We start from the raw sequence: 14,899 nt of genomic DNA on the forward strand, positions 1-14,899 counted from the left end.
CAACCTCTCCCAAGTATACTTAAAACTGGCTCAAATAGTTACTTTATACCCAACAATTCAAAAAGTTCCTCTTTTTTGTTCAAGGCTACAGCAATCGATTTACCATTTATTAATTCAACAGTATTTCCGTTTACACTTCTTACTGCCTCTAAATTGAGAATAAAGGAACGCTGAACACGAAAAAAGATAGTTTTATTCAGAATTTCATCCATTGATTTAAGGGTTAGCTGTGTTGAAAAAGACGCTGAAGCGGTAACAATTTTCAGATAATCTCCCTGAGCTTCTACATAAAGAATTTCACTTAGTAAAAGTTTTATTATTTTTCCTTCTGATTTTACAAATATCCGGTCTGTAGCAGGCTGTTCTTCAACTGAAGCCTGAGAAACTGAGATTCGGTCCTTAGCACGGCTAACTGCTTTCAAAAACCGGTCGAAACGAACAGGTTTAATCAGATAATCTGTTACTCCTGCTTCAAAACCATCTAAAGCAAAATCACGATGGGCCGTAATAAAGATAACTAACGGAGGATGTAATAAGGAACGTAGTAATTCCATCCCGTTAATTTTTGGCATCTGAATATCGCTAAAAACAATATCTACGCTATTATCCTGTAAGTAAGCCAATGCTTCAACAGGATCTTCAAATGATGCAGAAAGATTTAGAAAAGGAATTTCTTTTACAAAAGTTTCGACAACCTCTTTACCAAGAGGTTCATCATCTATAATAATACAGGTTAGTTTTTTCATTCACTTTTTAAATCTATTCTTAAACTGACTTTAAATTTTGTAGCAAGATTTTCGATATTTAACTGATGCTTATCGGGATATAAAAGTTGCAATCGTTTAGAAACATTTGCAATTCCGATTCCTCCAAATTCACTTTTCTCTATATCTTCCTCCCTATCATTTTCAAGATAAAAATAAAACACATTGTCCTCCACTTTTATCTCCAAATATATAAATTGCTCAGCGCTACTCTTAAGCCCATATTTAAATGCATTTTCTACAAAAGTAAAGGTCAGAAGCGGAGCAATAAAAAGTCCGAACAATTCTTTTTCCTCAGGAAAAGAAAACCGAATATTTTTACCCGAGGCATATCTCATTCTTTCTAATTCAAAATAATTTTTGATAAAGTCCAACTCCTTCCCTACTGATACTTTTTCATGATTAGATTCATACAAAGTATAACTCATAATATCTGAAAGATTCAAAATAACCTCAGGCGCACAATCGTCTTTTTTGATAGCAAGACCGTAAAGATTGTTTAGTGTATTAAACAGAAAATGTGGGTTGAGCTGGGCGGTTAGAAATTTTTTTTCAATATTTATGTTTTGAATTTCCAAAGCTGCTTTTTGATTCCGGATGTTCAGGGTTCTGTTGTAAAGTCTGGAAATTTCGAAAAGAATTTTAACAAAAAACAAAGGGGATAAAATCGAGATAATAATAAAAGATTGCGAAATCATTCGTTTTACTGAAACTGCTTGTTCAAAAGTTTGATCGGCACTCATTTTTATGGCTCCTTTAAGTTCTCCGGTTAATATTTCGAACCCAAGAGAATGATATAATAGCGAAATAAAATAGGTGATTGCAATCCAGACAAAAATACATACCGGAAAAGTAATAACCAATAATAGTATTATTCTACGCCCGCTTCCTAAAAAAATCTTTGGCAGAAATAAATAGAAAAACATGTAAAACACAATCGTATTAACCGCTGCCATTCTAAGCGTTAATATCAAAGCATTAAAATAGGTAAGATCATACGCCAGAACATAACTCTGAAACAATAGTATCGAAAAACCTAGCCACATAGCAATATGAAGCAAAATTCGGTTTCTTCTGGTATAAAATTTATCAAAATTAAATTCAGCTATTCTACTGGTCAGATAACTGGTAAAAACTTGTGTGTCCTGCATTTAATACATTTAAAAGAAGCAAATTCAAAGATAGTTTTTTTGAATTTGCTTCTTAATTTTTAACTATAATATTCTAATAATTGCGTTCATCAAATTAATACAATTGTGTCCAAGAGCTGAATAAATAAGATTACCGGAGAATTTTCTAAGAATCCCGAGACTTAAAGAAGAGATTAAGGTGAGATAAATGATGGTAATGATGTCAAATTTAAACTGGTGGTTTTCGGTTAAAACTGCTCCATGTGCCACTCCAAACAAAATAGTGACGATAATAAAACCCCAGCCAAATTTGATTCCTTTAAGATCCCATTTTGGCTCAAATGCTTTATCCAGAAGCCATAAACTGATTCCCCTAAAAGTGATTTCTTCTGCCAAACCAGGCATTGTGGACTGAAATGCAAAAGTCTCCAGATCAAAAGTTCCTCCTTTTGGGAATAAAATGAACTTAAACACAAAATCAAAAAGCAGGAAACCAAGAAAAAACAAGATCCCAAATTTCACTTGTCTGTTCGTGTTAATTTTTGTTGTAAAGCCAATTTCTTCACGATCTTTTTTATTCAGTGAAAAGATTATAGCAAGGGACAAAATAAGGCATAATACTTTACCAGCCCAGGCAAATTTTAACCCTATAAATTCTAAGGAAATGTATTTCTGGCTAAAATGCTGTATATAACAATCTGCTAAAAAGTACAGGACAAAAAAAGCAAGAAATTTCAGGTTTACCTTTTTGCTTGTAATAAAGCCTAAAATGATAAGAGGAAGGATTAATAAAACCCAAAGAAGTGGCGTTAATAGTGACATCGTTATTTAATTTTCTTCAAAAGTATTTTTCAAATCTATCATCTGAAAAATCTACCGACGAAAATGTCATTTCTACCGATAATAACCGGATTTAATACGTTAAATAAACTTTCTTTATTTTATAACTAGAACTTCCTCTTTTGATAAGGCGTTCCTTCACCCTCTTCACAATAGCTTTTGAGGCTTAACAGGAACATTGCCCAATTGTAATTGCACCATTGGTAGAATTCAGTCCGTTCACGCCAATCAAAATGTTTGAGAACGACTGCCGTTACTCCGTCTTTTTCAGTAAGATCAAATGAAACACTTGTTCTAATCCACTCCGGGTCAGATGCGATGCATTCCCACAATATCTTTTTATTTGGAGATAATTCTATAATTTTCATTTTGGTAGCATAATTATCTCCAAAATCAAACTCATTAATAAAACCCACTTCCGGCTTTACAATCAGTTCCTCTGTCCAGACAGCACCAAGGCCTTCTTGTGTTGTTAATACTTTATAAACATCCGCGATGGACGATTTGATATAATTAATGTGTTCAATTTTTTCCATTTAATGAGTGGTTATGGTTAGAGGTGTAAAGTTAATAAATCAACACAACTATTAATAGTACAGCCATTTAAATATAAAAAACTGACTCCTGAAAAAATTTACATCATTGTATTGATACGAATACTGGCTTTAATAAGTGCTAATGCAGAAATTTTTGAGATATGAATATCTTTAGGCTGATGATGAGAATTCTGACTTACCAGTCTTACAAAATCCTGACCCTGCTCTGATTTTTGAACATATTTTACTGTTATATATTCTTCCCAGTCATTTAATCTAACACTTAACAGATACATTTCTCCAAAAAAGATATTCTCAAATTCAGTTTCTTTATATAAAATTATATCTCCGGATTTTAGTAACGGATACATACTATCTCCAGTTACAGAAATTGCTCCGTCACATTTTGGCAAATTCGGAATCTTGATGGTATCTAGAATTCTTTGTGGTTTTCCACTATTAAATAATTCTCTCAATCCGGCCACAGCTTCAAGATCATACAATGGTATTTCCTGATTGATATGTAAGGCATCAACGGTCTTTCTATCATTATTTATGATAACAATATCTGTACTATTTTCCTTCAGCATTGATCCATTTCCGGTAAGCAACCACTCGGAATTTATATCTGGATAATAGTGTAAAATTTTACACGCTTTATCAGTTCCCATGTTGCTACTATTGTCTAAAAATTTATTTGAAAATCCCATGTCATTACAAAACTTATACTTCGTAATCCCTTTATAATCAAGATATTCTTTCATTCTTTCAGTTGACCCCATAAAAAGATGTATTATTTTACGTTAATTATTTGTTTTGATGTATTATTTTACATTATATTTGCAAAGTAAAGAAATAAAAAAGGAAAATAAAACATTTCAGTACAAAATTTATTATTTGTAAAAACATTAAAATAAAAGCAGCCCTAAATGACCATTAACTAATAATCTATTTTTAATAAAAACGCATATTAATCTAAATCAATTAAAAATGAAAACTGATCAAATTGAAGAAAAAATCCGGGAACTGGAAAACTGGCTGATTGAAAATTCAACTAGTTCCGAAAGAAATTTAATAGAATCCGACATAAAAAAATTACGAACCTTTTTAGAAAAAAAATCATGAGTAAAAAACAAATCGAAGAACGCATCGCACTATTATATCTCGCTCTGCAGTTCTGTTCTGAAAGAACAAAAGCGTTTACAACAGGAGAAAGAATCTGTATTAATCAAGAACGATTTCAATGGATGCATATCCTGGAAGATGAGACCGCTTCTCCCCGACCGGTTTCATCGGTTATCGAAAACAAAATAAAAAATATTGCAAAACTAGCCCTTCTGCAAAACTTTAAACCTTATTACGGAGATCCTCTTAAAGAAGAAATTAAAATCGCTTAACTAAAATTTAAACCAAAAAATCTATGAACACATCAATTCCAAACACACAGAAAAAAACCATTGACTTATCTCAATTTTCTGCACAACAACTAAAGGAAGCCCTGACAAAAATAGAAAACAAAAAAAATGAAGAAAGAGATGCCTACAAAAAATTAGTAGCAGAAACAATTCCCAAAGCAATTTTAAAATTACATAAAACCTCTGAAATGATTAGCCGTGTAAAGACTGAAACGTTCCAGCTTTTTGAAACTATTCTGGATTTAAAAAATCAAGTATACGGTTTTAAAGAAAAACAAATGTCGCATACTTTCTCTAATGAAAAAGAAGAAATTATAATTGGATACCGTATTAACGAAGGCTGGGACGATACAGTAACTATTGGAATTGAAAAAGTTCAGAATTATATTTCATCACTTTCTACAAGCAAAGAAACGGCTTCACTGGTCAAAATTGTTTTTAATCTTCTTAAAAAAGATGCAAAGGGAAATTTAAAGGGCTCAAGAGTTCTCGAACTGCAGAAACTTACAAAAGATTTTAATAATGACGAGTTTACTGATGGTGTAGAAATTATTGCATCTTCTTTTAAGCCTATACGCTCAAGTTGGTTTATCGAGTCAAGCTTAATCAACGAAAATGGTACGAAAATGAATATTCCGTTATCGATGTCATCTGTTGAGTTTTTAAATGGTTATGCTTTTAATTTTTTTAATCAACAAAACGAACATACAAATGCAGCCTAATAATGATATTTACGCATCAGCGCTTTTAGCTATTTTATTAATTACAACAAACTTAAAGCCAATACTACTATTTCGGGAATGGCTTCACTTTAGAATAAAAACAACCTTTAAACAATATATAAATGAGCGTAAAAATAAGACCTATTAAGGACCATACAAGCTATGAGGTAAATAATCATACTGTTTTTAAGGATGGACATGGCAAATGGACTTCCAAAAATGATCTCTCCCATCAAGAGCGTTATGCTTTTGATCAGTATGAAAATATAGTAATTAAAAATCCCAGATTTAAGAAACACACCAAAGCTACTTACAAAGATTCAAAGGACTTTCTTTTATCTAGAGATTAAAAGATAAATGTTTCTGAATGAATTAAAAAATACTATATCCTCATTGTATTAATCCTTATTTTAATTTTTAAAAAAAACTTTCTTCATCTTTTCTGCCACCTTATAATACCATATCCTCATGCCTATATCTGCAAACAGAAGTCTCGGAATTCAAAAAAATAAACTACTACGCTACAAACTTGTCAAAGAACTGTATCAGAAGCACAAAACAGATGACATCCCTACAACGGTTGTCTGGCGCAAGTACATTTACCCGGTTTATCCCATTTCACGAACCACTTTATATGAAGTTCTTTGTACATCAATAACTTCAGAATTAAAAAAAATTGAAGAGCTTATGAGCAATCAAAAAAAGTATAATTAATTATTTTCGGAAGATTTTTGGCTATTTTGACTTAAACCTGCATTAGAAAAAAACTGCAGAAACAAAATATTCAACCTCACAAAGCATCTTATTAAGCAGGAAAAGAAACAAAGCCAACCGTGTTATTCTCACTCTTAGGACTTTGGGTTAACTATCTAAAATAATTGTTAGCAATCAGTTGAAAAATAAAAGTTAGAAACTATATTCAAACTCATGCAGAAGCTCTTAAAAACGATGGTTGAACTAAAGCTGCCAGTATCAATTAAGAACAATTAGCGTTATTAAAAAAAACAAAAAAAGCCGCTTCTTCATGGTTACTTGAAGAAGCAGCTTTTATTTCTTAAACAGCGCTTTATTTCTTAAATAGCAGCTTTAAAATCTTAATATAAATTTCAGTATTCTGGTACACTCCCATAAAATTTTCGCTCCCGGTCCATAGGCAAAAACAGGAACCGGAACTGCCGTATGATCATTGGTACTGAAACTTCCGTGTACAAATCCTTTTTCTATGCTTCCGTCAATTAAGGAAAGTCCACCAGTTTCGTGATCTGCCGTAACAATTAATAATGTCTCGGGATTTTTATCTATAAATTCCATTGCCTGTCCTACCAGTTTGTCAAAATCCAGCATTTCACGAACCACATATTCTACGTTATTCTGATGTCCGCCATAATCAATTTGCGCCCCTTCGGCCATGATAAAAAACGGATTTTTTGTTTTGGTAAAAGTTGAGGTTGCTTTCGCCAAAGATTTCGTTAGAAAATCTCCTCTTCCGTTTTTCATAGAAACCATCGAAGCATCGTCTAAAACAACAAATTTGAAGTTTTTGATCGTGTCAAGTGAACTAAATTTATCCGAAAAAGTATAGCCTTTTTGTATTAAAACTTTCGATAAATCTTTACCATCTTTTCGGGATGTAAATTCTTTTGTTCCCCCTCCAATCAAAATATCTGACGGATTCGATAAGAAATCTTCGGCAATAGGTTCACTGTAACTTCTCTCTGGCTGATGTGCGTAAAAACAAGCAGGAGTAGCATCGGTAATATTTCCTGCTGAAATTATGGCCGTTTTATAGTTTTTCTTTGCCAATTGTTGTGTGATTAATTCCAGAGGTTTTCCGTTTTCGTCAACACTAATAAAACGGTTATTGGTTTTATGTCCTGTTGCCATTGCTGTTGCTCCCGCAGCCGAATCGGTAATATAACTGTCTGAAGATTTGGTGATCGAAAATCCCTGCGTTGGAATATTAAACAAACTCAACTGACCTTTATTGGCCGTGTAACCGGAATAAATCTGTGTTAACCCCATTCCGTCACCAATAAGAAGAATTACATTTTTAGGTTTCTTTTTAGCGAAAGCCGAAACATTTTTAGGGACATAAGCCTCATGAAACTCGGTATTTTGATAAAACGTAGATTTGATATTGTTAATGAAATGTGTTAGTTCCGGAACATTGTCAGTACCAATAAAATCAACTTTCAGGTTCATCAACGTCATCCAGGTATTTACATTATCCTGTGTCGCCCAAAATCTGACTTTTTTGTGTTGATCGTGTACTTTTTTGATAATCGCCTGCACTTTTTCGGCATCGGTTTGTGTCATTACTCCTTTACCGTTCCAGATGGTGATTTCTTTTAAATCCTCGCTGATCATTTCGACACGTGACAATTGCTCAGCCGAATAATTTTCGTTCAGTCTTCCATCAAAATAAATAAATTCCGGATACTCTTTCCAATTTGTTGGAGATGGTCGGTTTCCTGAAATAACCACTTTTATATTTTTATTCGAAATTAAATCAGGATAGGTTTTGATTTGTTGGGCAATTAATTTTAAAGTTGCATCAGCTTCTGTCTTGATATCAATCATTAAAATCAATGGTTTATTACTTGGATACGCTTTTCCTCCCAAGCTTTTTAATTTTACAGAAAGTGGATCCAAATATTGGCTTTTAAGCGTATTCTGCTGATTAATTTCTTTAGAAGTATGTGCCACAAAAAGCTCATTATTTACTAAAAAAACATCGGCTTCGATAACACCGGTTTCGTTAGAATAAGCTTCGTAAAAAGGAAGTTTGCTTGCATAATCATTATGCGAATGAATGTTGGATGAACTGTATTCCTGCGCTTGTGCAAACAGGAAAAATTGAAGGCAAAAAAGGATGATTATTTTTTTCATGGGAAAAATTGGGTTTGTTTATTTTCTAAAGTTGTAGGTGACTTTATTTATTATATTCTTTTTTTTCAGGAGCTAATCCCGCTATACGTTCCAATCTTTTGTATCCGCCGCGGTGGACACAAAAGGATTTCCACTTCTATCGGGGCTAGGCATTTCTAGTGTGATTTATCGTTCCTCGAAATGAAATATTGGGATTGTTTTTGCATATTATAAAAGCTCCAGCGGAGTGCCATATTTATAGCAATTATTACGTTCTCTCAAATTAAAGCTCCAGCGGAGCGATACATAGGTCACCCCGATGGGGCTTTTTTTTTATCTAAAATTGAATTGCTATAAATATATCGTCCCGCTGGGACTTACTTTAATTACTCTTTAAAATTGTTTATCACCGATTAAAAATCATTTTAATCTTATTAATCTGTGGCTATAAAATTTAAACACAAACCAGCCTTTTCCTAAAAAAAGACTGGCTTACTTTTATATAAAATTCATTTGCTTTTTCGTACAACTGCAAGCTCCGACAAGCTTGCAGCGTAGAAAAAAACAAAATAAACAAACTGAAACTACCAGCCTTGATTTTGCGTAAGCACTCCTTTGCTCACTGCGATTTCATCTGGCGGTATTGGCCAAACGTGGTGAATTGCAGGGTTAAAATTACGAGCAGGATAAATTACGGTTCCGTTATAATGGTGTAATGGTTTTGCATAGGTTGCCTGAGCATCTCCCCAACGTACTAAATCGAAATGACGGTCTGTCCATTCTCCGGCCAATTCGCAACGTCTTTCTCTTTTTAAATCGGTTAATGTTGCTCCGGCAAGGTTTCCTAAACCTGCACGACGACGAATCATATTGATTTCGGTATCAGCATTTAGACCTTTCATTAATTTGGCTTCTGCTAGCATCAAAATCACATCGGCATAACGTAAAAGAGGCACGTTTAAGGCAGTCGAAGGTTTATCTCCCATTAGCATTTACATAACGAATATCGATTCCGCCAGAAGTTGTTTTAGCGTAACCAAACGGCTCCATGTATTTATTAAACTGATAACCGGTTCTGTTACTGGAACTTACAATATATTTTCCTTCATTAAAAGTTACTAATTCACCAAAATACATGAATTTATCTCCTTTTTGCAAAATCGTAGCACTGCGTCTTTTATCTGTGGGATCATAGGTATCAAACAGCTCTTTAGTAGGATAAAAATTCCCCCAGCCATTATAAACGCCCCAACCTTTATCCTCCAGACAAACTCCCGGAAAAATCGATCCTAAAGAAGTGTTTTCTGCACTTGAAGTTACCGACCAAATGTATTCTGAAGACCAGTTATTTTTGATTTTGAAGACATCTTCAAAATTATCCAGCAACTTATGTTTTCCGCTTGCCACAATCATATTGGCATATTTAATCGCATTGTCCCAATCTTTTGCATACAAATAAGTACGAACTAAATATCCCCAGGCCGCTGTTTTGTGGGCACGTCCGTAATTGTCTGAAGTGAGCTCATTGAAATAAGGCAATAAATCTGCAGCTTTTATTAAATCTGCGGCAATATAAGCATAATTCTCAGCTACATTTTTAGCGCGTGGCACATAAACATTCGTAGGATTTTCTCTGTCCTGAATGGGGATTCCGGCCCGATCATCTCCGTAATGATACGCCAGTTCTAAATGCATTACGGCATGATTGAAGTATGCTTCACCCAGCATCATATTTTTTGTTTTTTCATCTAATGAAATCTTCGGAATATTACGAATCACATCGTTGCAATGTTTCATAATTTCATAGTGAATCCTCCAGATATCTTTGGTATCAGACTCTGCTCCATCAACAATAAAATTCTTGATACGTTCTGCATTTTGTCTTGGTTTTGTCCCTATATCATCACTTGCATTGTTCAGCCAGAAAAAACCACGACCGTACATATTATCATCAGAATACAAAGCATAAATAGCATTTACTCCTGCTTTTGCATCTGCTGGAGTTTTCCAGAAATTGGAACTTGACGGCGCTCCTTGCGGAACCAGATCAAGTTCGCTTTCGCAAGCTGTAGTGCTTAATAAAAGCACAAAACTCAATACTAAAAGACTTAAATTTTTCATTTTATTTGTTTTATGTTTTTTAAAAAGTTGCATTTACACCCGTCATATAAATACGGGAAAGTGGATATTTCCCTAAGTCCATACCAAAGTTTTTAAGTCCAATTTCCGGGTCCATTCCTGAATAATTGGTGATCGTAAAAAGGTTTTGTCCTGAGATAAAAAATCTAAGTTTCGCTTTTCCGTGCAACCATTGGTCATTTACTGTATAACCTATAGAAACGTTTCTTAATCTTACGAAAGAAGCATCTTCGATATAAAAATCAGAGATTCTACCAAAGTTATTGTTGTTATCTGTTGCAGAAAGTACCGGAATATTAGTATTGGTATTCGTTGGTGACCAGGCATTTCTAGATTCAGCCAATAAATTATATCCAGGAAAAGAACCGTTTAAACCGGTATGTTTTACAGCATTAAAAACACTATTTCCGGCTGCTCCGCTAAAAAAGATATTCATATCAAAACCTTTGTATCTAAAGTTGGTGTTTAAACTAAAAGTCGTTTTAGGAAAAGGATTTCCTAGTACTACTCTATCGTTGTTATTGATAACACCGTCTCCGTTTATATCTTTAAATTTAATATCTCCTGCAACAGCATTTGGCTGATATACCTCACCTTTTGCATTTACATACGCTTTTGCTTCGGCATTACTCTGGAATAATCCATCAGTCGAATATCCGTAAAAAGCACCAACCGGACTTCCGACCTGATAAATATTGGCTAAAGGCAAACTACGAACTCTGCTTAAATTTAAAGGTTCAAGTGACGTTAAATCGTCTTTGATCGAAACAATTTTATTGCTTAAAAAGGCTGCGTTGGCTGTGATATCAAATTTAAAATCCCCGCGCGTTTTTTGATACATTAAACTCAATTCAAGACCTTTATTTTCTACATCTCCAGAGTTTACAATTCTACCTTTTGGAGTTCCTGAAACACCCGGAAGCTGATCACGAACCAACATGTCTTTGTTTGTTTTTACATAAGCATCTACAGATCCTGATAAAGCATTATTGAATAAGCTAAAATCTAAACCTAGGTTGGTTTGCTCAGAACTTTCCCATCTTAAATTAGGGTTCGATAATTCGCTTTCTGAATATCCGTAATTAATTGTTGGACTTGAACCAATAAGAGATTGTGTCTGGTTTAATGGGACACTAAATTGGTAAGGTCCCAGGTTTCCTAAATTTCCTATTTGTCCCCAGCTTCCGCGTAATTTTAAGTTGTTTACGATTGGATTAATACCTTTCATAAATCCTTCTTCAGAGATTAACCAACCTGCAGAAACAGATGGATATACTTTCCAACGATTTTCAGATGTTAATTTTGAAGTTCCGTCGCGACGAACAATTCCAGAAATTAAATATTTTTGGTTAAAGTCATAATTCAGCCTTCCTACATACGAAGAGATAATTTCTTCCGCCATACCTGCTTCTATTTGCTGAACCAATTTTGCATTCAATAAATAACGTTGCGAAGGATCTTCGCTATCAAAACCTGTACCTTGCACGGTATAAAAATCTCTTTTGGTTTGTTGATACGTATATCCTGCCAAAGCTTTGAAGTTATGCTTGCCTAATGATTTTTCGTAAGAAACCGTTTGCTCGCCTAACAAATCTGTTGTTGTTGAGTTGGTTAAAGTTAATCTGTTAAAATCAAATATTTTTCCAGGCTCGGTAATTTTAGTTGCAAAGTCTGTCGAATTATTTTGTATTCTGGTATACCCCAAATTCGATTTTATTTTTAAACCTTCGATAATTTCCCATTCGGCATAAGGATTAATTAAAACTGTCGAAATAGGATTTCTGTTGTCTAATCTTTTTAAATAGGCCACCGGATTAATTACGTCTCCATAAGAACCAATGTATTTTTCAGGAACTCCACCAAATTGCCCTGAACCGTCTTCTCTGTAAATGGTAGCATTGGGCGGATAAAAAATCGCTGCCAAAATTGCTCCTGTATAACCACTTGTTGTGTTTGCCGCCTGACCATCGGTTAAGGAATAAGAAAAGTTTTCTCCAAAGGTAAAATTAGGCGCCAGTTTAAAAGAAGAGTTCGCTCTTGCCGTATATCTTGTCCCATAAGTATTTAATAAAATACCTTCGTTTTTTCTATAACTTCCTGATAAAAAGAAATTCGATTTCTCTGTTTTTCCCTTTACAGAAATAGATAAATCCTGAATTTCTCCTGTACGGAAAATTTCATCCATCCAGTTTGTTTTTGTTGTTCTTGCTGTTGGTTCAAAAGCAGGATCAAAAGCAGGAATTCTTGGCATTCCGGCATTATCTCTCGCCGTGTTCATCGCATCAGCATATCCTGCTGCATCCAGAACATCCAGTTTTTTAGCCACACTCTGAAAACCTCCCTGATAATTTACATTTACATTAATATGATCTGAAATTCCTTTTTTAGACGTAATTAAAATTACACCACCGGAAGCTCTCGCACCATAAATTGCTGCCGAAGCCGCATCTTTTAGCACACTAATCGATGCAATATCATTTGGGTTTAATGTGTTTAAAGATCCGCTGTAGATGATTCCGTCAAGAACGATAAGAGGTGTTTCGGCATTCAAAGAACCAATACCACGAATGTTGATTGTTGGCTCAGCCGTAGGATCTCCACCACTACTTATTACCGTAACACCCGCCACTGTACCTTGCAATAATTCGGCTGCACTATTATAGGTTCTGCTCGAAGATTCTTTCATAGAAACCGTTCCAACAGCTCCTAAAACTTCGTTCTTTTTTACAGAACCGTATCCCATAACTACCACTTCTTGTAGTTGTTTCATATCTGCCAATAACTTAACGCTTATGTTTTTATCCAGGCTTGATACTTTTACTTCTTGCGTGATATAACCCACGTACGAGAAAACAAGTATAGCTTGAGATGCGTTAATTTCCATCTTGAAAGTTCCGTCAAAATCTGTTGTGGCTGTTGCATCAGAATCTTTGTCTTTGATGCCAACACCTGGCAACGGCATTCCGTCGTCTCCACCAAAAACAGTTCCTGAAAGGCTTATTTTTCCCTGATCAGCATCAGCCACTTTTTGATTTTTTTTGATTACAATATTGTTGCTTACAATTTCATATTTAAGAAAAAAATTGCTGCATATTTTATCTAATGCCTGTTCTAAGGTTACGTTATTCAGTTTTAAACTAATCTTTTGATTGGTGTTTACCTGATTCGTCTCGTACATAAAATGTACATCGGCCTGTTTTTCGATTTTCTGAAAAACATTTTTTATACTTTCATTGTCTACTTTTAAGGTTACTCTCTTGCTAATGTTAACGCTTGCTGCCTTCATTGTTGATCCGATAAAAAATAAAGCCACAAACAGAAGCGCTTTTCTTAATACCGATTTTTTAATGCTCTGGCAGTTTACAACATACCGCATTTGTTTTTGATTCATGTTTTTGGAGTTTTAATTTGTGTTTGGATTATTGCTTGGTTTCTACGTAGATGATTGATTTTATTTTTTGTAAACACTTTGTCAGACCTAACAGTTTTTAAAAACCTCTTAGGTCTCTTATTGGATTATATAAATTCCTGATTCGATTTTATAATTAGCATTGATGATATTGCATACCAAAGCCACGACTTGGTTAACAGGCAACTCTTTAAAATAAGCACTGATTTTCAAATTGTTGAGGTTCTTATTATCGATCTGGATCGCTACATTATAATTGCGATTGATTGTTGCGATGACTTCCGGCAACGGAGCATCTTCAAAAACGATGATGTTTTTTCGCCATAACGAAATAGAGTTCACCGGAATGTTTGTAAACGCTTGCAGCTTATTATTTTTCGATTTAAAAACTACTTTTTGTCCCGGAGTTACATACACATTTTCATCTGTAACGGTCGATTTTACATTTACTCTTCCGGTTAAAACCGAAACTTCCTGCATGGCATGATCCGGATAAGCCTGAACATTAAAACTGGTTCCTAAAACTTTGGTATCCATTTTATCGGTATGAATAATAAAAGGATGTTCTTTGTCTTTGGCTACATCAAAAAAAGCTTCTCCGGTAAGGTATACTTCACGTGTTCCGCCTTTAAACTTTATGGGATATTTTAAATGACTTCCGGCATTAAGCCAAATCTGGGTTCCGTCGCTTAATGTTATTTTGGCGTGTTCGCCCAATTTGGTTGCATATTCTTTAGAAACTGTTTTTGTAAATGACAGATAAAAAAAACAGGATAAACCCATTAAAAAGATCAAAGAAGCTGCCATAGCCCAATTTCGAGGAGAAAGAAAAACAACGGTATTTGTTTTTTTAATTTGTCTGATTTCTTTTTTCAATTTCGAATGATTAGATTGTATCAATAAAACAGGATCTAAATTTTCTTCCGGGTGATCGTACCAGTTATTCCATAATTCTTCTCCTTTTTCAGAAGGTTTCCCTTCTAAAAAAAGTTGTATATCTTGGTGTAATTTTTCAGGCATTATAATTTGTTTATCTCTTTAATAGTATGTCTTAGGATTGTTACTTTCAGGTAGGC

The 14,899-nt window shown here is 34.2% G+C and carries 14 protein-coding genes; 4 read left to right on the plus strand and 10 right to left on the minus strand.

Annotation, left to right across the window (positions count from 1 at the left end; all coding sequences use genetic code 11):
* Positions 1 to 38: 38 nt before the first annotated feature.
* The 5 genes from ACQY44_RS01450 to ACQY44_RS01470 all read right to left on the minus strand — a co-directional run bounded on the left by ACQY44_RS01450 (position 39) and on the right by ACQY44_RS01470 (position 4,052).
* Positions 39 to 746 (minus strand): LytR/AlgR family response regulator transcription factor, encoded by a 708-nt coding sequence (locus ACQY44_RS01450; protein WP_428228642.1) that lies wholly within the window; start codon positions 744 to 746, stop codon positions 39 to 41.
* Entirely contained in the window at positions 743 to 1,915 is a 1,173-nt protein-coding gene (locus ACQY44_RS01455) for a sensor histidine kinase (RefSeq protein ID WP_428228643.1), read from the minus strand. Before ACQY44_RS01455 ends, ACQY44_RS01450 begins: the two co-directional genes overlap by 4 nt.
* Before the next feature lie 63 nt (positions 1,916 to 1,978).
* Positions 1,979 to 2,716: a CPBP family glutamic-type intramembrane protease gene (locus tag ACQY44_RS01460; protein WP_428228644.1), complete on the minus strand. Its 738-nt coding sequence runs from the start codon at positions 2,714 to 2,716 to the stop codon at positions 1,979 to 1,981.
* A gap of 125 nt (positions 2,717 to 2,841) precedes the next feature.
* Positions 2,842 to 3,270 carry an SRPBCC family protein gene (locus tag ACQY44_RS01465; RefSeq protein WP_428228645.1) on the minus strand — a complete coding sequence of 143 codons (429 nt, stop codon included), beginning with the start codon at positions 3,268 to 3,270 and terminating at the stop codon, positions 2,842 to 2,844.
* A gap of 98 nt (positions 3,271 to 3,368) precedes the next feature.
* A complete protein-coding gene (locus tag ACQY44_RS01470; RefSeq protein ID WP_428228646.1) occupies positions 3,369 to 4,052 on the minus strand; it encodes a S24 family peptidase in 684 nt (227 codons plus the stop codon).
* 208 nt (positions 4,053 to 4,260) lie between these two features.
* On the opposite strand from ACQY44_RS01470, the gene ACQY44_RS01475 reads away from it, so the two are divergent.
* The 4 genes from ACQY44_RS01475 to ACQY44_RS01490 all read left to right on the plus strand — a co-directional run bounded on the left by ACQY44_RS01475 (position 4,261) and on the right by ACQY44_RS01490 (position 5,757).
* The gene (locus ACQY44_RS01475; RefSeq protein WP_428228647.1) at positions 4,261 to 4,395 is read left to right on the plus strand and encodes a hypothetical protein; all 135 of its coding nucleotides are present in this window, start codon (positions 4,261 to 4,263) and stop codon (positions 4,393 to 4,395) included.
* Positions 4,392 to 4,667 (plus strand): hypothetical protein, encoded by a 276-nt coding sequence (locus ACQY44_RS01480; protein ID WP_428228648.1) that lies wholly within the window; start codon positions 4,392 to 4,394, stop codon positions 4,665 to 4,667. Before ACQY44_RS01475 ends, ACQY44_RS01480 begins: the two co-directional genes overlap by 4 nt.
* Before the next feature lie 23 nt (positions 4,668 to 4,690).
* Entirely contained in the window at positions 4,691 to 5,407 is a 717-nt protein-coding gene (locus ACQY44_RS01485; protein ID WP_428228649.1) for a DUF3164 family protein, read from the plus strand.
* A 122-nt stretch (positions 5,408 to 5,529) separates the two neighbouring features.
* Positions 5,530 to 5,757 (plus strand): hypothetical protein, encoded by a 228-nt coding sequence (locus ACQY44_RS01490; protein ID WP_428228650.1) that lies wholly within the window; start codon positions 5,530 to 5,532, stop codon positions 5,755 to 5,757.
* A 736-nt stretch (positions 5,758 to 6,493) separates the two neighbouring features.
* Here the strand turns inward: ACQY44_RS01490 and ACQY44_RS01495 are convergent.
* The 5 genes from ACQY44_RS01495 to ACQY44_RS01515 all read right to left on the minus strand — a co-directional run bounded on the left by ACQY44_RS01495 (position 6,494) and on the right by ACQY44_RS01515 (position 14,843).
* Positions 6,494 to 8,296, minus strand: coding sequence for an alkaline phosphatase (locus ACQY44_RS01495; protein ID WP_428228651.1), 1,803 nt, complete (start codon positions 8,294 to 8,296; stop codon positions 6,494 to 6,496).
* A 563-nt stretch (positions 8,297 to 8,859) separates the two neighbouring features.
* Positions 8,860 to 9,261: a RagB/SusD family nutrient uptake outer membrane protein gene (locus ACQY44_RS01500; RefSeq protein ID WP_428228652.1), complete on the minus strand. Its 402-nt coding sequence runs from the start codon at positions 9,259 to 9,261 to the stop codon at positions 8,860 to 8,862.
* Positions 9,251 to 10,396, minus strand: a complete 1,146-nt coding sequence (locus ACQY44_RS01505) for a RagB/SusD family nutrient uptake outer membrane protein (protein ID WP_428228653.1) — start codon at positions 10,394 to 10,396, stop codon at positions 9,251 to 9,253. Before ACQY44_RS01505 ends, ACQY44_RS01500 begins: the two co-directional genes overlap by 11 nt.
* Positions 10,397 to 10,415: 19 nt before the next feature.
* A complete protein-coding gene (locus ACQY44_RS01510) occupies positions 10,416 to 13,805 on the minus strand; it encodes a SusC/RagA family TonB-linked outer membrane protein (RefSeq protein WP_428228654.1) in 3,390 nt (1,129 codons plus the stop codon).
* Between the two features lie 117 nt (positions 13,806 to 13,922).
* Positions 13,923 to 14,843, minus strand: a complete 921-nt coding sequence (locus ACQY44_RS01515; RefSeq protein WP_428228655.1) for a FecR family protein — start codon at positions 14,841 to 14,843, stop codon at positions 13,923 to 13,925.
* Positions 14,844 to 14,899: the final 56 nt, after the last annotated feature.

This window comes from Flavobacterium sp. (genome assembly GCF_965277525.1).
Taxonomy (GTDB): domain Bacteria; phylum Bacteroidota; class Bacteroidia; order Flavobacteriales; family Flavobacteriaceae; genus Flavobacterium.

What these genes read in the sequence shown, in the direction of transcription:
- ACQY44_RS01500 (WP_428228652.1), bottom strand. Translation starts at nt 9,261, where the DNA reads ATGGGAGATAAACCTTCGACTGCCTTAAACGTGCCTCTTTTACGTTAT.
- ACQY44_RS01515 (WP_428228655.1), bottom strand. Translation starts at nt 14,843, where the DNA reads ATGCCTGAAAAATTACACCAAGATATACAACTTTTTTTAGAAGGGAAA.
- ACQY44_RS01475 (WP_428228647.1), top strand. Translation starts at nt 4,261, where the DNA reads ATGAAAACTGATCAAATTGAAGAAAAAATCCGGGAACTGGAAAACTGG.
- ACQY44_RS01490 (WP_428228650.1), top strand. Translation starts at nt 5,530, where the DNA reads ATGAGCGTAAAAATAAGACCTATTAAGGACCATACAAGCTATGAGGTA.
- ACQY44_RS01455 (WP_428228643.1), bottom strand. Translation starts at nt 1,915, where the DNA reads ATGCAGGACACACAAGTTTTTACCAGTTATCTGACCAGTAGAATAGCT.
- ACQY44_RS01485 (WP_428228649.1), top strand. Translation starts at nt 4,691, where the DNA reads ATGAACACATCAATTCCAAACACACAGAAAAAAACCATTGACTTATCT.
- ACQY44_RS01470 (WP_428228646.1), bottom strand. Translation starts at nt 4,052, where the DNA reads ATGGGGTCAACTGAAAGAATGAAAGAATATCTTGATTATAAAGGGATT.
- ACQY44_RS01450 (WP_428228642.1), bottom strand. Translation starts at nt 746, where the DNA reads ATGAAAAAACTAACCTGTATTATTATAGATGATGAACCTCTTGGTAAA.
- ACQY44_RS01465 (WP_428228645.1), bottom strand. Translation starts at nt 3,270, where the DNA reads ATGGAAAAAATTGAACACATTAATTATATCAAATCGTCCATCGCGGAT.
- ACQY44_RS01510 (WP_428228654.1), bottom strand. Translation starts at nt 13,805, where the DNA reads ATGAATCAAAAACAAATGCGGTATGTTGTAAACTGCCAGAGCATTAAA.
- ACQY44_RS01495 (WP_428228651.1), bottom strand. Translation starts at nt 8,296, where the DNA reads ATGAAAAAAATAATCATCCTTTTTTGCCTTCAATTTTTCCTGTTTGCA.
- ACQY44_RS01480 (WP_428228648.1), top strand. Translation starts at nt 4,392, where the DNA reads ATGAGTAAAAAACAAATCGAAGAACGCATCGCACTATTATATCTCGCT.
- ACQY44_RS01505 (WP_428228653.1), bottom strand. Translation starts at nt 10,396, where the DNA reads ATGAAAAATTTAAGTCTTTTAGTATTGAGTTTTGTGCTTTTATTAAGC.
- ACQY44_RS01460 (WP_428228644.1), bottom strand. Translation starts at nt 2,716, where the DNA reads ATGTCACTATTAACGCCACTTCTTTGGGTTTTATTAATCCTTCCTCTT.